This is a genomic window from Shewanella aquimarina (assembly GCF_023349185.1).
GTDB classification, from domain to species: Bacteria; Pseudomonadota; Gammaproteobacteria; order Enterobacterales; family Shewanellaceae; genus Shewanella; species Shewanella aquimarina.
In genome coordinates this window covers 61,810-80,849 of the sequence record NZ_JAKIKY010000016.1, presented here as the reverse complement: position 1 = coordinate 80,849, position 19,040 = coordinate 61,810, and the positions used below count along the sequence as shown (strand labels likewise).

At 55.4% G+C, this 19,040-nt stretch carries 17 protein-coding genes; 7 read left to right on the top strand and 10 right to left on the bottom strand.

What is annotated here, in order from left to right:
- The first annotated feature begins 10 nt into the window (after positions 1 to 10).
- Positions 11 to 1,798 carry a flotillin family protein gene (locus L2731_RS17610; RefSeq protein ID WP_249254702.1) on the top strand — a complete coding sequence of 596 codons (1,788 nt, stop codon included), beginning with the start codon at positions 11 to 13 and terminating at the stop codon, positions 1,796 to 1,798.
- A 109-nt stretch (positions 1,799 to 1,907) separates the two neighbouring features.
- On the opposite strand, the gene L2731_RS17605 is transcribed toward L2731_RS17610, so the two are convergent.
- From L2731_RS17605 to L2731_RS17590, 4 genes are all read right to left on the bottom strand, one after another.
- Positions 1,908 to 3,407, bottom strand: a complete 1,500-nt coding sequence (locus L2731_RS17605; protein ID WP_249254701.1) for a carboxypeptidase M32 — start codon at positions 3,405 to 3,407, stop codon at positions 1,908 to 1,910.
- A gap of 135 nt (positions 3,408 to 3,542) precedes the next feature.
- Positions 3,543 to 4,175: a DUF2913 family protein gene (locus tag L2731_RS17600; protein ID WP_249254700.1), complete on the bottom strand. Its 633-nt coding sequence runs from the start codon at positions 4,173 to 4,175 to the stop codon at positions 3,543 to 3,545.
- A 158-nt stretch (positions 4,176 to 4,333) separates the two neighbouring features.
- A complete protein-coding gene (locus L2731_RS17595) occupies positions 4,334 to 5,047 on the bottom strand; it encodes a peroxiredoxin-like family protein (protein ID WP_249254699.1) in 714 nt (237 codons plus the stop codon).
- Between the two features lie 152 nt (positions 5,048 to 5,199).
- Positions 5,200 to 6,498 carry a DEAD/DEAH box helicase gene (locus L2731_RS17590; RefSeq protein ID WP_239849784.1) on the bottom strand — a complete coding sequence of 433 codons (1,299 nt, stop codon included), beginning with the start codon at positions 6,496 to 6,498 and terminating at the stop codon, positions 5,200 to 5,202.
- A gap of 318 nt (positions 6,499 to 6,816) precedes the next feature.
- On the opposite strand from L2731_RS17590, the gene L2731_RS17585 reads away from it, so the two are divergent.
- Positions 6,817 to 8,016 carry an EAL domain-containing response regulator gene (locus tag L2731_RS17585; protein WP_239849785.1) on the top strand — a complete coding sequence of 400 codons (1,200 nt, stop codon included), beginning with the start codon at positions 6,817 to 6,819 and terminating at the stop codon, positions 8,014 to 8,016.
- A 69-nt stretch (positions 8,017 to 8,085) separates the two neighbouring features.
- Here the strand turns inward: L2731_RS17585 and L2731_RS17580 are convergent, their stop codons facing one another.
- On the bottom strand, positions 8,086 to 9,873 hold the full coding sequence (locus tag L2731_RS17580; protein ID WP_249254698.1) for an aminopeptidase P family protein: 1,788 nt from the start codon (positions 9,871 to 9,873) through the stop codon (positions 8,086 to 8,088).
- Between the two features lie 348 nt (positions 9,874 to 10,221).
- Here L2731_RS17580 and L2731_RS17575 point away from each other — a divergent pair, with 348 nt between their 5' ends.
- The 3 genes from L2731_RS17575 to L2731_RS17565 all read left to right on the top strand — a co-directional run bounded on the left by L2731_RS17575 (position 10,222) and on the right by L2731_RS17565 (position 13,945).
- Positions 10,222 to 11,418 carry an MFS transporter gene (locus tag L2731_RS17575; protein ID WP_239849787.1) on the top strand — a complete coding sequence of 399 codons (1,197 nt, stop codon included), beginning with the start codon at positions 10,222 to 10,224 and terminating at the stop codon, positions 11,416 to 11,418.
- A gap of 160 nt (positions 11,419 to 11,578) precedes the next feature.
- The gene (locus tag L2731_RS17570; RefSeq protein WP_249254697.1) at positions 11,579 to 12,367 is read left to right on the top strand and encodes an ROK family protein; all 789 of its coding nucleotides are present in this window, start codon (positions 11,579 to 11,581) and stop codon (positions 12,365 to 12,367) included.
- 339 nt (positions 12,368 to 12,706) lie between these two features.
- On the top strand, positions 12,707 to 13,945 hold the full coding sequence (locus L2731_RS17565; protein ID WP_249254696.1) for a M24 family metallopeptidase: 1,239 nt from the start codon (positions 12,707 to 12,709) through the stop codon (positions 13,943 to 13,945).
- Between the two features lie 132 nt (positions 13,946 to 14,077).
- Here the strand turns inward: L2731_RS17565 and bamJ are convergent, their stop codons facing one another.
- The 4 genes from bamJ to L2731_RS17545 form a co-directional block, all read right to left on the bottom strand.
- Entirely contained in the window at positions 14,078 to 14,551 is a 474-nt protein-coding gene (bamJ, locus tag L2731_RS17560) for a BamJ family beta-barrel-assembly machinery protein (RefSeq protein ID WP_249254715.1), read from the bottom strand.
- Positions 14,552 to 14,637: 86 nt separating this feature from the next.
- A complete protein-coding gene (locus tag L2731_RS17555) occupies positions 14,638 to 14,988 on the bottom strand; it encodes a DUF1294 domain-containing protein (RefSeq protein ID WP_249254695.1) in 351 nt (116 codons plus the stop codon).
- Positions 14,989 to 15,215: 227 nt separating this feature from the next.
- Positions 15,216 to 16,679, bottom strand: coding sequence for a hypothetical protein (locus tag L2731_RS17550; RefSeq protein ID WP_249254694.1), 1,464 nt, complete (start codon positions 16,677 to 16,679; stop codon positions 15,216 to 15,218).
- A gap of 141 nt (positions 16,680 to 16,820) precedes the next feature.
- Positions 16,821 to 17,297, bottom strand: coding sequence for a hotdog fold domain-containing protein (locus tag L2731_RS17545; RefSeq protein ID WP_249254693.1), 477 nt, complete (start codon positions 17,295 to 17,297; stop codon positions 16,821 to 16,823).
- A 232-nt stretch (positions 17,298 to 17,529) separates the two neighbouring features.
- Between L2731_RS17545 and L2731_RS17540 the strand changes: the two genes are divergently transcribed.
- Both L2731_RS17540 and L2731_RS17535 read left to right on the top strand, forming a co-directional pair.
- Complete coding sequence (locus L2731_RS17540) at positions 17,530 to 18,468, top strand: polyprenyl-phosphate transporter (RefSeq protein ID WP_239849792.1); 939 nt, start codon at positions 17,530 to 17,532, stop codon at positions 18,466 to 18,468.
- Positions 18,461 to 18,643, top strand: a complete 183-nt coding sequence (locus tag L2731_RS17535; RefSeq protein ID WP_249254692.1) for a hypothetical protein — start codon at positions 18,461 to 18,463, stop codon at positions 18,641 to 18,643. Before L2731_RS17540 ends, L2731_RS17535 begins: the two co-directional genes overlap by 8 nt.
- Positions 18,644 to 18,678: 35 nt before the next feature.
- Here the strand turns inward: L2731_RS17535 and L2731_RS17530 are convergent, their stop codons facing one another.
- A complete protein-coding gene (locus tag L2731_RS17530) occupies positions 18,679 to 19,023 on the bottom strand; it encodes a DUF3634 family protein (RefSeq protein WP_041510279.1) in 345 nt (114 codons plus the stop codon).
- Positions 19,024 to 19,040: the final 17 nt, after the last annotated feature.

Genomic DNA, 19,040 nt, shown 5'->3' with positions numbered 1-19,040 from the left:
AGGATGAAACATGAATGAAGTGGAAGGAATAGGCGTGTCATTGGGTGGCAGCTTTGTGTTTGTCGCCGCGGGCGCGGCGTTAATTGGCATCTTGGTGATCGGCCTGATATTTGCCAAGTTATATCGACGGGCCTCGAAAGAGACCGCCTTTGTGAGAACGGGTTTTGGCGGTGAGAAGATCATCAAAGATGGCGGCGCCATAGTGCTGCCTGTGCTACATGAGACGATCGCGGTGAACATGAACACCCTGCGTATCGAGGTGGAGAAGATGCAGAAAGATGCATTGATCACCAAAGATCGTATGCGGGTGGATGTGCGCGCCGACTTCTATCTGCGTGTCGCGCCGAGTGTGGAGGGGATCTCCATGGCCGCGCAGACCTTAGGTACCCGTACTACCCGGGTTGAAGAGGTGAAGAAGCTGATGGAGTCTAAGTTTGTCGACGTACTGCGTGCCGTAGCGGCCGAGATGACCATGACAGAGATGCATGAGCAGCGCGCCGACTTCGTGCAGCGGGTGCAGAACAACGTTGCCAACGATCTGGAGAAGAACGGTCTCGAGCTGGAGTCTGTCTCTCTGACGGGCTTCGATCAGACCGACCTGCAATTCTTTAATGAAAATAATGCCTTCGATGCCGAGGGTCGTGCTCGCCTGGCGAAGATCATCGAAGAGAAGCGCAAAGAGACCAACGACATCGAACAGGAAAACCGCATCAAGATAGAGCAGCGTAACCTGGAAGCCGAGAAGGAGTCGCTGGAGATCGAGAAGGCCGAAGAGGAAGCGCGTCTGGTGCAGCAACAGGCACTGGAGTTTAAGCGTGCCGAGCAGAAGGCGGAGATCCTCAAGAAGCAGGAACAGAAGAGCCGCGAAGAGAAAGAGGCGGAGATCGCCAAGGAACGTGCGGTAGAGACGGCGCAGATCGAGAAGACCAAAGATATCGAGACCCGAGAGATCGAGAAGCGGAAGGCGATCGAACAGTCACGCATTCAGCAGCAGCGCGATATCGAGGTGGCAGAGCAGGACAAGCAGATCGCGGTCGCCGAGAAGTCGGAAGAGGAATCAGCCGCGCGCGCCAAGGCCGCCGAGGCCGAGAAGCTTAAGGTTGAGAAAGAGGAAGCGGTTATTACCGTGCGTCAGGTGGCCGAGGCTAACCGTCGCAAAGAGATCGAGGTGATCGACGCCCGTAAGGAAGCCGAGCGTGATGCGGTGGGCGTGACGGTCGAGGCGGAAGCCGAGAAGCGCGCTGCCGAGGATAAGGCCAGCGCGATTCTGACCGAGGCGAAAGCGGCGGCGGATGCCAAGAAGCTTAAGGCCGAGGCCGATGAGAAGGTATACGCGGTCGAGGCGGCCGGTAAGCAGGCGCTGCACGAGGCGGAAAACGTGCTCAGCAGCGAACAGATCGAGCTGCAAAAAGCGTTGGCCATGCTCAAGGCCTTGCCGGAAGTGGTGGCCCAGGCGGTCAAGCCGCTGGAGAACATCGAAGGGATCAAGATACTGCAGGGCTATGGTACCTCGGGGGGGACCCAGGGTAACGGCGAGGCGGTATTGAGCCAGGGCGGCATCGCCGAGCAGGTGACCTCTGCGGCGCTGAATTACCGCGCCAACGCGCCCATCGTCGATGCCATGCTCAGAGAGCTCGGCATGGTCGATGCCCAAAAAGGTGGACTCAACGACCTGCTTAAAGGCCACAACATGATCACCCAAGAGATGCTGGGCGCCGGCGAGATGAGTGACGAGAGCCAAGGGGCGCACTCTCCCTTGAACGGTAAGACCCCGCGTGAGGGTGATGCGGCCAACTAGGCGACATGACGATGACGAGTCAGCTTGCAGAATAAAGCTGTCGGTAATAGAAGGGAAAAGGCTAGCGCATTGCGCTAGCCTTTTTGTTTGTCAGTAGGTTTAACCTAACTTACCTTAAGTAGCGCTGCTCCAGATGACGCCTAAAGTGGATCGGGTTGAGCACCTCGCCGGTCACTTGAGTCACCAGCTCATCTGTGGTCAGTCGCGAACCCTGTGACCAGATGTTCTGCTCCAGCCAGTTCATTAGCTGGCCGATATTGCCGCCCTTTATCAGGCTGTCGATATCACCGAGGGTCTCTACCATGCTAGCCTTAAACTGGGCCGCGTACATGGCGCCCAGGCTGTAGCTGGGGAAATAACCCAGCTCGCCCACTGGCCAGTGAATATCCTGCATGCAGCCGTTGCGATAGTCTCCCTTGGTAGAGAGGCCCAGCAGGCTTTGCATCTGATTGTCCCAGAACTCGGGAAGGTCGGCGACCTCTAGGCTGTGGTCGATAAGGCCTTTCTCTACCTCATAGCGCAGCATGATGTGACAAGGGTAGGTCACCTCGTCGGCATCGACTCGTATGAGGCCTGGGGTGACCCGCTGCACCAGGTGTGTCAGGGACTCCTGAGTGAGTTGGCTGCCCAGATGATGATTAATCTTCTCTGTCAGCAGGGCGAGCATCGCCGGGCTTCTGGCCAGCTGCATCTCGAAGAACAGGCTCTGACTCTCATGGATTGCCATGGAGCGAGCCAGTCCTACCGGTTGACCGCGCCAGTCGATGGGCAGTCCCTGCTCGTAGCGGGCATGGCCCACCTCGTGGATGGTGCTATAGAGAGAGGTGACAAAGTCGGCCTCATCGTAGCGGGTGGTGATGCGTACATCGCCGGGCACCCCGCCAGAGAAAGGGTGGCTGCTGGTGTCCAGGCGTCCCTGATTAAAATCAAAGCCGAGTAGCTTCATCACATCCAGGTTGAGCGCCTGCTGCGACGCCGCGCTGCTGTGGGGGATGACCACCTTCTGCCAGCTCTGCTGCTTGGCTTGTACCTGCTGGATCATCTCTGGCAGCCAGGTCCTCAGCTCGCCAAATACCTTGTCCAGGGCCGCCGTTTGACAACCTGGTTCAAACTTATTGAGCAGGGCGTCATAGGGGGAGAGACCCTGCACCTCGCCGAGGATCTGCGCCTCTTCGCGTACCAGGGCGATCACCTTCTCCAGATTTGGCCTAAATCCCTGCCAGTCATTGTCTTTGCGTTGCTGACGCCAGGCATGCTCGCAGGCATAGGAGAGCGCCGTCTTCTGCTGCACCAGCTCGCCGGGCAGGGCGGTGGCCTGCAGCGTGTGATAACGCATCTCTCTTAGGTTGGCCTTCTGCTGCGCGGTTAAGTCCTCTTCGCCTGCCGGGGCTAAACCATCCACCAGAGCGGGGGCCGTCTTGAGTGTGTGAATATGCAGGGCCAGCTCGGCCATGGCCTCGCCCCTTCCTTGGCTGCCGCCGCTTGGCATCATGGTGGCCTGATCCCAGTCGCCCAGGGCCCTTAGGTGTTCGAAGTGGTGGATCTGTCTAAATGCGGCGCATAAGGCGTCGTAGTGTGGCGTCGCCGAATCTTGCTTGTCTGCTGTCATAGCCTCTGTCCATAGTGTCTGTCGATCTTAAGTTAATGGCTGACATGCTAACACGAGAATGGCCGGAAACGAGTGTCGATAAGCAAGGCCGTCTTGGTTAAGACGGCCTGTAACAGAAGGCGAGCTAAGGCGTGTTTAGGCTTTCAGCAGCGCCAGCGCCGGCTGGCGGTTGCCAGGATAGAGGCGATAGGCCTTGTGGTGCTTGATGCTGCTGGCTTTTTTGTCGCCCTGGCTGAGCAGCAGCGCATGCTTAACGGCGTGCTGGGCGATGAGCTGCTCGTCGGCGCGAATAAAGAGGGTGATGGGCTTAACCAGCTTGTCGTCCACCAGGTGCTGCTCATACTGCTCGACCGAGATCACTAGGCTATTTTGCCCGTCGCTGTCGAGCCTGAGCTTGCCGCTCACCTCACAGTCGAGGATGACCAGCCAGTCTTGGGCTTCAAGTTCGGCGATCAGCGCGCGCAGCGATTGGCCCACCTGGGCGTTTTCCATCGCGGGCAGGTATTGGCTTTCGATGCGCGCTAGTAACAGGGGTAACTGCGCGCCAGCGCCCTTGCTGCGTCCCTCTCTTATCCAGCGGGTCAGATCCTCTGCCACCAACTTGGAGAAGCGTCTTTCCTTGAGTGACTGTACCATCCAGTTGCAGAGGAAATGGCTTTCCGCCGCAGCCGTCTTGATGCTGCCAGGGTTGTCGTTGCGTGTCTTCAGGGCGGCGAGTCCCGCCTGGGCGAGTGCCACTAGGGCTTGATTGTAGCTTTGCTCTGTCATTGCGTCTCCACGCAAAAGAAAAAAGGGATGCGGCGCTGAGTATACCCTATCGGCGCGCTTATCAATATCGGCAGGATAAAGAAAACCGCCGCAGTCGCTTCAAATGCGGTGGTTTGTTGAGCCTGGCTTGGAGTTTTATGACTGGAGTTGGTTGATTGCTACTGCCTGATGAGGCTGGCCGCGGTGAGGATAAGCTTAGGCTCGGCGCGCACCTTGTAGTTAGGGTTGATGTATTGAAAGTGCACCAGTCCCGTCTTGTCTGTGATATAGACGGCGGGCACCGGCAGCACCAGGCGAGACTCGCCGGCGGCGTTCTTCCACAGCTTATTTTTCAGTTGCATCTTGGCCATGTATCTATCCGATATGGTCTGACTGGTGAAATAGGCCAGGCCGAAGGCGCGCATGGCGTTGAGGTCTGCATCCGAGACCAAGGTGTAGTTGAGATCGTTCTTGGTCATGGAGGCGCGCAGCTCCTCTGGTGCATCGGGCGAGATGCCAATCAACTGAAAGCCCATCTTGAGGAGATCGCCTTCGATCGCCTGCAGCTGACCCATCTGGGCGTTACAGAAGGGGCACCAACCGCCACGGTAGAAGAAGATCACGCTGGGTTTTCCCCTAATCAGCTGCTGTAGATCTATGTTGTCACCATTAAGTGCTTTGACTTGAATCGAAGGCACCTCTTGGCCGTTGAGTAGCGGTGAGATTGCCGTTGGGCTCTCAGCGATGGCCTTGGCAGCTATGGACTTATCGGTAACGGGCTGAGCGTTGGCAGACTCTGCCGCGAAGAGATTTGCTGCAAATGGCAGGCTCAATAATGTAAAAATCAGGGCGCTCAACAGCGCGCGCGTGGAGGAATTATTCGTCTTGGTCATAGGCTGGCCTTCTCGTGATTGTTTTAGGTGTCGAACAGACCCAGGTGACCGCGTTAATCTTTCACCCCGATGTAGAATTAATCGATGCGATCAAAAAAGACACTGTTAAGTGCCTTATTTGATTAGATAATAATTTTGTGACCGTACGTCGATTATTTTTGCTTCTTTATTTTCGCGTTGGATGAGTTCTTCACCTTCACCCGGCGAGTACCCATGTTCTTCTCGGCGATCACCTGAGCGCCCACGTTGTCGCTGCGCTGCTGCTTCTTGGCGAAGCTGCGGCGCTTCTGCAGCTGTTTGATCAGGAGGTCACGGCTGCCCACCTCGTAGCCTGGGATGGTGATCCGGCGGATCTTATTGCCGATCAGCTTCTCGATATCGGCCAGGGTGCGCTCCTCTTCACGGCTCACCAGGGAGATGGCGACGCCACTACGTCCGGCGCGGCCGGTACGACCGATACGGTGCACATAGTCTTCTGCCAGGAAGGGCAGGTCGAAGTTGACCACATATTCCAGTTCGGGAATATCCAGACCACGGGCGGCGACCTCGGTGGCGACCAAGGCGCGTACCTTACCCTCTTTAAATTCGCGCAGCGCGCGGCGGCGATTGCCCTGGGCCTTCTCGCTGTGAACCACGGCAGAGGGGATGCCATCGAGGTTGAGTTCTTTCACCAGGACGTCGGCGGCCTCACGGGTGGCGGTAAATACCAATACCTGTTGCCAGTTCTTCTTGCCGATAAGCTCGGAGAGGAGTTCACGCTTGCGACGCTGCTCTACCGGGTAGACCACCTGGCTGACGGTCACCGCCGTGGTGTTCTGTTTGTCGACGGCGATCAGCTTAGGCTTGACCAGCATCTCGTTGGCCAGTTGCTTAACGGCACTGGAGAAGGTCGCCGAAAACAGCAGGTTCTGACGGTCGCGATTGACCTGCTGCAAGATCTTCTGAATGTCGGTGATGAAGCCCATGTCTAACATGCGATCGGCCTCATCCAGTACCAGGAAGTCGACGTTAGACAGGTTGAGGTTACAGGCTTGCAGGTGCTCCAGCAGGCGACCCGGGGTGGCCACTATGATGTCGGCGCCCTTCTTGACCTTGGCCGCCTGGGTATCCATCTTGACGCCGCCATAGACTGTGAGTACCGAGACAGGCAGGTAACGACTGTACTGCTTGATGTTATCGGCCACCTGGGCCACCAGTTCACGGGTGGGGGCCAAGATCAGGGCGCGGGTGTTGGAGCGCTGGGTATCGCTTGGGGTGTCGAACATCTTCTGCAGGATAGGCAGGGCGAAGGCCGCCGTCTTGCCGGTCCCCGTCTGGGCGCTGGCCAGCACATCCTGTCCGCGGCGAATCGCCGGGATGGCCTCTTTTTGAATGGGCGTCATTTTTTGGTACCCACATTCTGAGATGGCATGCAAAATCTCGGGTGCAAAACTGAAAGATTCAAATCTCATTGGGATATCCTGTTGTTTACCTTTAAAATAACGACATATCAAATTGAGTTTAGTCCAGACTCGAGCCGTACCTTAACCCATAACGCCTCTGGGTCACAAAGGCGGGCGCGGAGTATAGCAAAATTTTCGGTTAAAACCTGCACTTTTATCTGCCGTGATTCACATGTCTCTCAACCTATTGGGTTTATTTGACACCTAAGCGCGCTGAACTAACCTTATTAAGTTAACGTTTGGAGGTTGTCACAGGCATGGAGGCTTAGGTGTATCGTTATTTGCCCCAACTGCAAGGCAGCAACCTGCTTTGGAAGAGGGGATGAGATGTCGATAAATGTCTTGATCGTCGATGATTCGCTGAGCGCCTGCCGGGTGCTCAGTCGTCACTTTTTGCTACTGGATGTGGACAAGGTCGAGTTCTGCCGCGACGCCCGTAGCGCCATTCGTACCCTAAGCAAATATAGCGATGACTACCAGATAGTGGTGGTGGACCTGCATATGCCCGAGGTGGATGGCATAGAGTTTCTGATGCGCCTGAGCAAGATGGAGTTTAAGGGAGGCATCATCATCGCGTCGGGCATGGAGTCGCGCATCGTCGAGGCGGCTTCCCAGCTGGTGGAGGCCTCTAAACTCAGGCTGTTGGGGGCCCTGATGAAGCCGGTGACTACGGAGCAGCTCAGGGTCTGTGTAGAGCGCTATCGTCTGATGTCTTTCCAGGTCGCCGGTGTGCGTCACAAGGGACAGATGAGCATCGATGAGATCCGCCGCGCCATCAACTCTAACAAGATCATCCCCTACTATCAGGCGCAGGTGGACATCGCCAGTGGCAAGATAAAGGGCTTCGAGGTGCTCTGTCGCCTACAGCAGGGCAACCGCCTGCAGCTGATCACCCCGGATAAGTTTATCGATGTCGCCGAGTGCAACAACGCCCTCAACAGCCTGACGACTAAGTTGCTCAATAATGCGATCCCAGAGTGGGCGCTGATCAGCCAGTTCGAGTCGTGCAAACAATGCCATCTGTCGATCAATCTGACCCCAAAGCAGCTCAATCAGAGTGGCTGGCATACCCGGCTGTTGCAGTACTGCGAGCAAAACCTGGTGTCGCCCTCACGGCTGACGGTGGAGATCACCGAAAATCAGGTGCTGGACAAGCAGCGCCAGCATTCGACCATCAGTCAACTGAGGATGAACAGTATCGGCGTCGCTATCGACGATTTCGGCACAGGCTATACCAATCTCTCCCAGTTATGCACCCTGCCCATCAGCGAGTTGAAATTGGACCGTAGCCTGGTGCATGGCATACACAAAGATCCCGTCTCCCAGACCATACTGCGCTCTATGCAGGCGATCAGCGGCAAACTCGGCATTCATCTGGTGGCCGAAGGGGTCGAGGATATCCATGATCTTAACTACCTGGAGCAGGTTAAAGATATCTCCTTGCAGGGCTATCTCATCTGTCGCCCTAAACCCTACAGTGAGCTGGTGCGTTGGCTAAAGGCGCGGGAGCGTCTGGTTCAGGCCTAGAAAAACAGCACCCTGGGGTGCTGTTTTTCTAATGGTTTTTTTATGCTTCTTTTTATGGCTTTTTAAGGGTTAGATGGCCTCAGTCGCCTTGAGCAGCCAGTCTAGCTCAGCGCCCTGCATCAGCGGGCTCAGGGTCTCCCTGACTCTTTGATGGTAGGCGTTGAGCCAGTTGACCTCGGCGTCCGTAAGCAGCTGTTTATCGACCAGGCGGGTGTCGATGGGGATCAGGGTGATGGCATGAAACTCATAGATCTCACGCTCGGCGCCGGCCAGCGCTTCACAGGCCTGCACAGCGACAAGGTTTTCGATGCGGATACCGAAGGCGTCGGCCCGGTAGTAGCCTGGCTCGTTCGACACCACCATGCCCGGCAGCAAGGCGACGCCATTGCTGTTTTTGGCGATCCGCTGCGGTCCCTCGTGTACGCTGAGAAAGTGGCCCACGCCATGGCCCGTACCATGGTCGTAATCGAAGCCATGTTGCCACAGATATTGACGGGCGAAGCCATCGAGCTGCTGACCCGTGGTGCCTTTAGGGAATTTGGCCTGATCAAGGGCGATATGCCCCTTGAGTACCAGGGTGACCATCTTACGTTGCTCGTCGGTGACCTCGCCGATGGCGATGGTGCGGGTGACGTCTGTGGTGCCATCCAGATACTGGGCGCCCGAGTCCACCAGGTAGATGCTGTCCATGGTCATCATGGCGGGAGTGCCATTGTTGTGGTTGTAGTGACACATGGCCGCGTTGGCGCCAGTGGCCGAGATGGTATCGAAGCTTGGCTCGCGATACTGAGGATCTTCCAGGCGGAAGCTCTCCAGTTTATCGGCCAGGGTGCCTTCGTCATAGAGACGATTTGCCGCCACTTCAGCGTCGAGCCAGGCGAGGAAACGGCTCACGGCAACGCCGTCACGAACATGGCAAGCGCTGAGCCCGGCAAGCTCAGCCGGGTTTTTCTGTGCCTTGGGCAGGGCAACCGGATCTTGACCGGCGATAAGCCTTGCACCAGCCTGTTGGGCCGTTAACTGCATCCAGGCATTTGCGCTGTCAGGGTCGGCCAGCAACTTGACGCCATCGAGCTGAGACAATACGCCTTCGAGTTCAGACTCGGCCTTGAAGCTGACGCCGTCACCCACATGAGCCTGAATTCCCTCAGGCAGCTTGGTCAGATCGGTAAAGAGTGTCATCTCACCATTTTTATGCAGCAGGGCGGTACCTAGCACCACGGGCAGGCGCGGCACGTCGTTGCCGCGAATATTCAGTAACCAGCAGAAGGAGTCCAGTGCGCTGATCAGTGCCACATCGGCACCCGCTGCGGCCACGGCCTTTCCTATCTCCTCACGTTTCACTGCGCTGCTGACGCCGGCGCTCTGCTCGCTAAACAGGCTAATAGGGGCGCTGGATGCGGCCGGTCTCTCTTGCCAGTGGCGATCGATAGGGTTTTCTTGGACGGCAACCAGCTCGATGCCGGCGCGCTGGCACTGAGCCTCGGCCTGCTGCTGCCAGCTCAGGGGATGCAGGCGTGGGTCATAGCCGATGCGGGTGCCTTCACCTAGCTCGGCGATAAGCCAGGGGATCTGTGGGGTATCGTGTAGGCTCTGATAATCGAACAGGCTATTGTCTACCTGCTGCTTAACCTGGACTGTGTAGCGACCATCGACGAAGATGGCGGCGCGCTGTTTGAGCACTATGGCCATGCCCGCCGAACCGGTAAAACCTGTGAGCCAGTGGAGTCTTTCATTACGCTCGGGGACATATTCGCCCAGATATTCGTCGGCCCGCGGGACGATGAAGGCATCGAGTGTTTGGCTGAGCATGTCGCTTCTTACGGCGTGTAGACGTTGTGCGGTTACAGATGTCATGAAGTCTCCTTTAGTACCCACTTGCGGGGCCATCTAATCGTGGCCTTCTGGGGTTAAGCGAATAGGCTTGGCTCTGTCTCTACAGATTGAGATATGGCCGAGTTGTCGCCGATTATCGCAGCTCAGGGAGGGAGTTGGAAGGGAAGCGCGAAAAAGCCCAGGGGCGACGCCGTAAAGTCTGACCAGCCTTTGAGGGGATGTGAGTCAGAGGGAGAGGATTTATTGAGGCGATTGAATCAGATAGCGGCGAAGGGGAGGGATGAAATCCCCAATAACGGCGTTCAAGGCTGGTAAATTTCGTCATGAGTCAGTATTTTGCTCGTAAGTAAAACATTTGTGATTAATTTTATGCCTAGAAATGTATGGGTGTTAACCCTGGCCCAGGCCTTTGCCATGAGTGCGACCCCCATGATGATGTTGCTCGGTGGCCTGATTGGCGCGGAACTGGCGCCAACACCCGCCCTGGCAACCCTGCCGATAGCCATCATGGTGATTGGGGTGGCTGTCTCAGTAGTGCCGGTCAGCCGTTTGATGCGCCGCTTCGGCCGTAAGAAGATCTTTCTGCTGGGGACGGGCCTGGGGGTCTGTGCCGGCGCTCTGGCGGCCTTTGCGACCCAGGCAAAGCTTTTTGTGCCTTTCTGCCTCAGTGGGCTACTGCTTGGGGCCGCCGGGGCGATAGTGCAGCAATACCGCTTTGCCGCGATGGAGTCGGTTGACGCGCTCGATAGCGCCAAGGCGGCGTCACGGGTCTTGGTCGGTGGATTGGTGGCCGCCATCGTGGGGCCTGAGCTTGCGGTGATGGGTGAGAACCTGTTCGCTACGCCCCACGTGGGCGCCTTCCTGTTTCTGATCTGTGTCTGCCTGATGGCGGGACTGGTGCTCTGTTTCTATCAGGATAATGATCAGGACAGACCCGCTCATGTAATCTCGCATCAAGGCGTACGTCCCCTTGGCAACATCTTGCTGCAGCCCGCTATCTGGACCGCCATCGGCGCCGCCACCATAGGCTATGGCATGATGAGTTTCATCATGACGGCGACACCGCTGCACATGCATCATATGGAGCACTATTCCCTGGCCGATACCAAGTGGGTGATCCAGAGCCACATCATCGCCATGTATTTTCCCTCGTTGTTTAGTGGATACCTGGTGGCCAAGTTTGGCACCAGCCGCATGATGCTGGTGGGGCTGGCGGCCTATGGCGTGACCATCACGGTGGCCTTGCTCGGGCGCGAGTTGCTTAACTACTGGACGGCTCTGGTGCTCTTGGGGATCGGCTGGAACCTGTTGTTTGTCGCCGGCACCGTCTTGTTGCCTCGTCACTATCACAGCGAAGAACGCTTTAAGGTTCAGGCCTTTAACGATGCCTTCGTCTTCGGCTCCCAGGCGATAGCCTCCTTGAGCGCCGGCTGGGTATTGCACTGGTTAGGCTGGGAGGTGATGTTGCTCACCTGTATCCCTCTGTTGGCGATACATCTGCTGTTGATGGCCTGGGGCAGGGTGCCGCTGAAGCTGGCAGGCCAACAGAAAGTGGATGAAACCTGATGGCCTTTGGTGGAAATTCAATCAAAGCAAAGTGTTAGTCGCATTTTATATAGTATCAGCCGATGCTTTTTGTGATAAAATTTAGCGATACACAACTCTCTCTACTCATGGCATCGAGAAGCGTCTTGCTGCAATGAGCGAGGCGGCTACGGAGCTCGATATGCAATCCCTGACCATAGATATTGGCGCGACGACCGCCCTGTTCGAAATTGAGACTCAGGGGCGCACCGAGCAATACAAGATAGCGACGGGTGAGCACTTTACCCTGGACGATCTCAATGGCCATATCGCCGATATCGAAGCCGACTACGACCTGAGTGACTATGCCCTCGGGGTAGCGGTGCCCGGGTTGGTGAAGCAAGACACACTCATCGCCTGTAAGGCGGCGCCTAAGCTCAACGGCCTGTCGCTGGCACAGCTCAAGACGCGGGCACGTTTTAGTCTGCTCCATAATGATATCGATGCCGGCATGCTGGCGGTATGCGAGACCAAAAACGCCTGCGAGCTGCTCTTGATGAGCGGCGCCGGCATAGGTATGGCGATCGCCATCAAGGGCGAGCCTTTTCTCGGTGCCGGTGGCGTCGCCGGTGAGCTCGGTCATTGCCGGGTGATGACCGAAGGGGGGGAGTACAGCCTGGAGCAGCTGGCCAGTGGCGAGTCGATTAGGATACGCGGCCTCAAGAGTCCGCAGGAGCTTTATCGAGCCGGCAGCTACCTGGGAATGGGGATTGCCTGGACCATCAACCTGCTAAATCCAAATCGAATCTGGCTTGCGGGCCCCATGATGAACCAACCCGACTATTACAAGGGCTGTGTCGAGTCTCTGAAACAACTGGCCTTAACCTCGCCGCTCGGTGATGTGAATATCGCCCGGGTCGACGATATGGAGACTCTGGTGTGTCGCGGCCTCAAGGTACTGCTGGCTAAGCATGCTCAGTACGGCGAGTAAGTGTTTGGGCTTATAAGCCAGTTAGGCCTTTATCCTGCACTCTGTGATAACAGGCTTTATCGAGAGCGAACGCTTAGCTCGATAGTGCCAGGTTTGTTTACATGCTAAGGGCCCTTTGGCTTCCTACAACGCTAAGGGCTCTCTTTCAGGCTAAAGACTCTCTTTCAGACTAAGGGTTTTCACGCCAAGCTGATTGCCGAGTTTTGGTGCATCTTGAAGATTTTTCTTTCTGCTAGCTACTGCTTTTTTGTATACATTATGCTAAAAAGGCTGCCTGTCATTCTTCTTTTCCATGGTGGTTGCTGGGATGCCCCGCGACTGCCGTCAAAGGTGTTAACTATGAGTGTAAATACCACGAGTGAGTTTGCCACTGTGGGCGTGGGCGGTTCGAGCCCTGAGCAGGAGCTGGCTAAGCTGTCCGATATGACCCAAGGGGTCGAAGGGATCACGGCGCAAGAATACAGGGCGCGTATCGACAAGGCGCAGCAGCTGATGCGTCAGCAGGGGATCGCCGCTATCTATCTTAATGCGGGCACTAATCTCTACTACTTCACCGGCACACGCTGGTACGCCAGCGAGCGTATGGTGGGGGCTATTTTGCCGGCCGAGGGTGAGCTTGAATATATCGCTCCCGTGTTCGAGCTAGACACCCTCAAGGATTACATGGTGATCGAGGGGCGGGTTAACTGCTGGCATGAGGATGAGAGTCCCTATGCGCTTTTCGTTAAGCGCCTGGGTGAGCTAGGCATTAGCCAGGGGAAGCTGGCGATGGATGAGTCGGCGGCGTTTTTCATCTTCGATGGTGTGCGTCAACTGGCGCCGGCCCTTGAATTTGTCAATGGTAAGGCGGTGACGGCGGCTTGTCGTATGATCAAGTCTGAGACTGAGCTGGCGCTGCTACAGCGTGCTAAGGATATGACTCTGGAGGCGCACAAGGCCGCCGCGCGTATCCTGCGTGAAGGGATCACAGTCGGCGAGGTGGAGAGCTTTATTCACCAGGCACACAAAGCCGTGGGCGCTCCCGCGGGCTCCTATTTCTGTATCGTGCTCTTCGGGGAAGACTCGGCCTATCCCCATGGGGTCAAGTCGCCTAAGGCGCTGGAGCTGAACGATACCGTGTTGATCGACACCGGCTGTCAGCTCCATGGTTACAACTCGGATATTACCCGCACCTATGTCTACGGCACGCCGAGCGAGCGTCAGCGTCAGCTATGGCAACTGGAGCAGGATGCTCAGCTGGCGGCTTTCGAGGCTGCTAAGGTGGGCGCGCCATGCTCAAGTGTGGATCGCGCCGCCCGCGACGTACTCGAACAGGCGGGTTTCGGCCCAGGTTATGCGCTGCCGGGTCTGCCTCACAGGACCGGGCATGGCATAGGGCTGGATATCCATGAGTGGCCCTATCTGGTGTTGAATGATCACACGCCGCTGGCTCCAGGCATGTGTTTCAGTAACGAGCCCATGCTGTGTGTGCCGGGCGAGTTTGGGGTGCGCCACGAGGATCACTTCTATATGACCCAGAGTGGCCCCAAATGGTTTACCCAGCCTGCTCACTCTATCGATAATCCCTTCGGATATTGATATCAATCGTAATAAATAATTGATCATTCTAGCTTGTTAAAACGCTATTTTTGATCACGAAATTACTGTGATTGGTATGAAACTAAAAACGCGCCCTAGGGCGCGTTTTTTTATGCTGTCAGCGTATAGGCATTATTTATCTATACTGATCAGCTCCACATCGAAGACAAGCACAGAGCCGCCGGGGATCTTACCTGCGCTGCGATTGCCATAGGCCAGGCTGCTAGGAATAAAGAAGCGGGTCTTTTCGCCTTCGACCATCAGCTGTACCCCTTCGGTCCAGCCCTTGATGACGCGATTAAGTGGGAAGGCGATGGGTTCGCCGCGCTCGACCGAGCTGTCAAACACAGTGCCGTCGATCAGCGTGCCATGATAATGCACCGTCACGGTATCGCTGGCCTTGGGATGAACGCTGCCGTCGCCCTCTGCCAGTACCTTATACTGGAGCCCCGAGGCGGTTTCGATAACACCTTCCTGAGTCTTGTTCTGGGCTAAAAATGCCTCGCCCTTGGCGATGTTTTCCTTAGCCGCCTTCTGGTTATTCATGTTGGTAAAGAAGTAAAACAACACGCCGGCGATCACTACGACTGCTAATATCATTCTCATCATTGATTTTCCTGAAAAAGTGCGGCCTTCATCATAGCCAATTGCGTCTCTTGGGTAAACGCGTAGGGCTCATTTGAATCAATAGGCTAGTTAACCCCGAGCCGTGTCAGCAAGGCCTGTCCCTGGGGAGAAATTACGGCGCCTAACAGGCTGAGATTGATGATGACAGTCAACCAGAGCACCAAACGAAAAGCCCGCTTGCTGGACTTGTGCCTCAGGTGTTGCTGGCCCAGCATGGCGCCCGGCCATCCCCCCAGTAGGGATAACCAATGCAGACGACTCTCTTTAATGCGCCAGGTGTCTTGCCTGGCGGCGCGTTTGTCGATGGCGTAGCTGGTAAAAGTGATGAGGCTTATGACGACGTAATAGATGAAGACTGCTATTGGTAGTCGTTGCAACAGACTAGCAAGTAGTAGGCCGATAAACAGTGCCATCATCAGCAGGAGGCGTAGTTTATCGGCTAGGGTCCATCTCGTCCCTTTTTGTCTGATCTTTCCCCCGTGAGGGCGCTTGGAGCCTGATGCCTTGGGGCCTGTTGTTTTTCCAGGCCCGCTTACGCTTTGCCTAGGTTTTGCGCTATGCCTAGGTGCTGCACTGTGACTGTTAGGACGATTCTGTCTCATTGATGCTCTTGCGTTAATTTGGGCAGTGGGCTTTATATCACTTAGAAATAGGTGATCTCCAGTTCGTATAGCGTCGCGTCGTCATCATAAGAGTCATACTTCGCCACCAGAGAAAAGTTTTTTTCATAAATATCGACGCTGTCGAATTCATCGTTAGCCTGTTCAAATTGCGCAAGCAGCTTATCCTTTTGCGATGGAACCGCCATCTTATCGTATAGCACGGCGAGATCCGCATCGTCTGCTTGTGGGTAGATGCCTGAAGCCAGTCTAACCCTATGTAAGGTGTCGCCATCAAACTTGAGTTGTAGATGGTTGCCCAGCAGCCACCACTCACCATCATTCGAGATAGCTAGCTTAGCCATGGAGGGGTAGGTTTTCTGCAGCTGCTGCAGTTTAGGCCGCTCGCCGGAATAGGAAGGCGTGAGCTGTTTAAGCAGCGGCGAGAGGGCTTTCTTGCCGGGTTGTTTGCCTTGTAACGCCAGCTTTGTCTTGTCTTGATAGAGGCTAAAACCGGTTAACTGGGATTCTGGCCTTGCCTCGCTGCCCTGGTGAAAGGTGTCAAAGTTCAGTGTGAGGCGACGATTGCCGTCACTCAGTTTGAGCTGGTCACCCTGTAGTCTTGCTTGGTTGGCGCCCAGGGATTGGCGCACCTGAGAGAGGGGCGCGCGGTAGCCTAGCTCGCCGTTAATTAACCAGGGGGCACCATCGAATCCGTCGCGATATTCGATAAGATTCAGACCTGTATTATTCATTGGGCTGAAGTCGGTAGAAATGGCACTGAGAAGTTGGTTGGTAAACACAAACCAGAGCTGTCTGCCGTAACCCCAGGCAAAATCTTGTGCCGAAAGCGGTAACTCTATGCTTGCGGGTCCCAGTAACTCGTAGAGCTCTTCGGGGCTCATGCCGAGTTTTGCGCCATAGACCCCATTGTCTAACGATACTATGGCCGGAGGCAGTGTCTTGGCCGCTGCGATCTTAGCCGCGGACTTGGGCATGATCGGCTCGAAGGTGTATTCAAAATTCGACTTGCGGATCTCGTAGCCTTTGCTGTCGTAGGCTGCAGACTCATTGGATAGGCTCTTGTCATCCTCGCATAACTGGTAGAGTTCGGCCTCCAGTTGAGTGCGCAGTTGGTAAGTCTTAACCATCTCTTGGGTGGAGCGTTGAGACAGTTTTTTCTGTTTCACCTTGCTGAGGATATGGTTACTCACCTGGGTAAGGAGTATGGCTTCGGCGCCCTTTTCCGTGGCGGTTTGTTTGAGTTGGGCTAATACTGCCGCAAAGGCTTCACTTTCCAGTGGTTTGGTCTCACTGGGGTACTTCTTGCTGGTCACCGAGAGGGTAATGGGCTCTAGGGTGGTTGCGATACACTTGGGTTTCTTATCTAGTATCTTCGCGCCTTGTGGCTGCGGGCTAGTATCACTGTTTGCAAAAACCGTTGCGGCAAGGCCGAGGTGTCCAAATAGGAGAATGCCGCTCGAGAGAGTCTTCAATGTTGGTGTCATATGGCGCGTCCCTGTTGCCAAATTAGAGTCAGTCTCTAACATGAGAGACTCAGCCAAAAATGTCAAATTTTCATGGGATTATGCAATTTTTCATTATTCTCCTGTGTGAACAAGCGACCTAAAACCGCCGCTTGTTACCGGCTAAGCCTTGGCAGGCTTGAGGGAGATCCACAGCTTGATGTGCCCCTTGACGACCACTACGTCATTTTCATCCAGTGCGGTAACAGATACTAGCATATCGCCTTCGACCCACTGCTCAGGCTTTACTTCGGCGATACAGCGGATATCGCTGCCGGCCTTGGCGGTATAGTCGACGCTCATGCCTTTGGGGATCCAGCGTAAGTGAGACGGAATCGAGGCCTCGGCCATGGTGCCCATGGCCATCTCCAGGCCATTACAGATGGCGATCACGTGTACAGTGCCGATATGGTTTTGTACTGACTTGCGTTTACGTACCAGCACCTGGCAGTAGTTGGGTCTGAGCTCTGTGATGAGGGGCTTAACGGTAGCGAAGTAGGGCGCCATGCGAGACACCATAACTGAAAAAATTTTATGGCCGAGTGGCCATTTGGTCACGCGGCGGTAGAGTGCCATCACTCTTGTCGGTTTGTTAGTCATTGGCTTACTCGTTAGTCGAAACTGTTCTTTCTTAATAGAAAGCACTTTGGGTTTAATAGAAAATTCATCTGGTCTGATGAGTTGTTAGACTAGCCCAATAACAAGCGGTTAACAATAGCGGTGTGAATCGCCTGTCTAAAGTAAACTTCATTTTCCTTTGTTTGTGCTGGGCGCGTATAATCGGCCCCTGGGGCTTTTGGCCCATAGAAAATCATTAACTTAAGGATTTTGAGTGAAATATCTGCTGACTTATTTCAAAGGAATGGCCATGGGCGCCGCCGACGTGGTACCCGGTGTTTCCGGGGGCACCATCGCCTTTATTACCGGTATTCTCGACCCCCTGCTCGATAGCATACGCAGGGTTAACCCTAGCCTTATCGGCATCATACGCCAGCAAGGCGTGAAGGCCGCCTTTATGCATATCAATGGGCCTTTCCTCATCGCCGTGTTTGGCGGCATCCTTACCAGCATCTTTACCCTGGCTAAGTTGATTACCTATCTGCTGCATACTCAGCCGATCCCCGTGTGGTCCTTCTTCTTCGGCCTCATCATCATCTCTGTGGTGCATATGCTTAAGCAGGTGAAGGGATTCTCCATGGGACGCCTGGTGCTGTTTGCCCTCGGGGTAGCCTTCGCCTGGGGGATCACAGTGCTGCATCCAATCGACATGCAGATGACCTACCTCAATGTGTTCATTGGCGGCAGTATTGCCATCTGCGCCATGTTGCTGCCGGGGATCTCAGGCAGTTTCATCCTCTTGCTACTTGGCCTCTACACCTCGGTGCTGGGCGCGGCCAAGAGTCTGGATATCCCGGTTCTTCTGACCTTCGCCTGTGGCTGCGTGGCTGGTTTGCTCTCGTTTAGTCACCTGTTGTCGGCGCTGCTGCGTAAATACCATGATGCCACGCTGATCTTCCTCACTGGTTTGATGCTCGGCACCCTAGGTAAGATCTGGCCCTGGAAGCAGGTGCTCACCTGGCGTGAAAACTCGGCGGGCGAGCAGGTACCCCTGTTGGAACAGAACCTGTCGCCCATGAGTTTCGAGCAGCTAACCGGGCAGCCGGCGCAGCTTGGTCTGGCGATTAGCGCCATGTTGGTGGGTATCGCCCTGGTATGGGCGCTGGAATACTTTGCAGGCGATAATGCAAGTGTGGGTAGCAAAGATGAATAAGTGGATACTGCTCATTGCACTCGGCTTGAGTGCCTGCTCGAGCGGAATAAGCATGAGTGTGAGGACTGAGGCAGAGCCTGAAGGGGATCCTCTCATAGTGAAAGATCCCATGTCACAGGACAATCAGCGCATCATAGATGATGCCAAGCAAGATGGCCGCCTGAACAAGGATTAACGGCGGCCAGAGCTTATGATTCGCGAAAGGTGGGCTTAGCCAGCCTGACGCGAATTATCGACGGTTTTCTTGTCGTAGTATTCGAAAGGAAATTGGTTGCGGATTCGCTGAATGATAGCATCGCTGACATTGGCCGACACATGCAGCCTGACGCTGCCGCTCTTCTCGGCGCGCACGACACAGGTCAGTTTTTCACTCTTGGCAATCGATTTACATTCCCGCTGAAACTTCTCTGGTATCTTGCCCTTGTGGGAGATGAGCCGACCATCTTTAAAATGCATCTCAAAGAGGGTCAGGCCGCGTTTGCCCGAGAAGATCAGCTTGTAGATCAGAATCAGGCCCACCAGGATAAAGGCGATTTTAAATAGGGTTTCGGTCATAGTCACTCCTTAGCGTT

Excerpts from the sequence above, each read along its gene's own strand:
- L2731_RS17610 (WP_249254702.1), top strand. The coding sequence starts at position 11 with ATGAATGAAGTGGAAGGAATAGGCGTGTCATTGGGTGGCAGCTTTGTG.
- L2731_RS17605 (WP_249254701.1), bottom strand. The coding sequence starts at position 3,407 with ATGACAGCAGACAAGCAAGATTCGGCGACGCCACACTACGACGCCTTA.
- L2731_RS17600 (WP_249254700.1), bottom strand. The coding sequence starts at position 4,175 with ATGACAGAGCAAAGCTACAATCAAGCCCTAGTGGCACTCGCCCAGGCG.
- L2731_RS17595 (WP_249254699.1), bottom strand. The coding sequence starts at position 5,047 with ATGACCAAGACGAATAATTCCTCCACGCGCGCGCTGTTGAGCGCCCTG.
- L2731_RS17590 (WP_239849784.1), bottom strand. The coding sequence starts at position 6,498 with ATGAGATTTGAATCTTTCAGTTTTGCACCCGAGATTTTGCATGCCATC.
- L2731_RS17585 (WP_239849785.1), top strand. The coding sequence starts at position 6,817 with ATGTCGATAAATGTCTTGATCGTCGATGATTCGCTGAGCGCCTGCCGG.
- L2731_RS17580 (WP_249254698.1), bottom strand. The coding sequence starts at position 9,873 with ATGACATCTGTAACCGCACAACGTCTACACGCCGTAAGAAGCGACATG.
- L2731_RS17575 (WP_239849787.1), top strand. The coding sequence starts at position 10,222 with ATGCCTAGAAATGTATGGGTGTTAACCCTGGCCCAGGCCTTTGCCATG.
- L2731_RS17570 (WP_249254697.1), top strand. The coding sequence starts at position 11,579 with ATGCAATCCCTGACCATAGATATTGGCGCGACGACCGCCCTGTTCGAA.
- L2731_RS17565 (WP_249254696.1), top strand. The coding sequence starts at position 12,707 with ATGAGTGTAAATACCACGAGTGAGTTTGCCACTGTGGGCGTGGGCGGT.
- bamJ (WP_249254715.1), bottom strand. The coding sequence starts at position 14,551 with ATGAGAATGATATTAGCAGTCGTAGTGATCGCCGGCGTGTTGTTTTAC.
- L2731_RS17555 (WP_249254695.1), bottom strand. The coding sequence starts at position 14,988 with ATGATGGCACTGTTTATCGGCCTACTACTTGCTAGTCTGTTGCAACGA.
- L2731_RS17550 (WP_249254694.1), bottom strand. The coding sequence starts at position 16,679 with ATGACACCAACATTGAAGACTCTCTCGAGCGGCATTCTCCTATTTGGA.
- L2731_RS17545 (WP_249254693.1), bottom strand. The coding sequence starts at position 17,297 with ATGACTAACAAACCGACAAGAGTGATGGCACTCTACCGCCGCGTGACC.
- L2731_RS17535 (WP_249254692.1), top strand. The coding sequence starts at position 18,461 with ATGAATAAGTGGATACTGCTCATTGCACTCGGCTTGAGTGCCTGCTCG.
- L2731_RS17530 (WP_041510279.1), bottom strand. The coding sequence starts at position 19,023 with ATGACCGAAACCCTATTTAAAATCGCCTTTATCCTGGTGGGCCTGATT.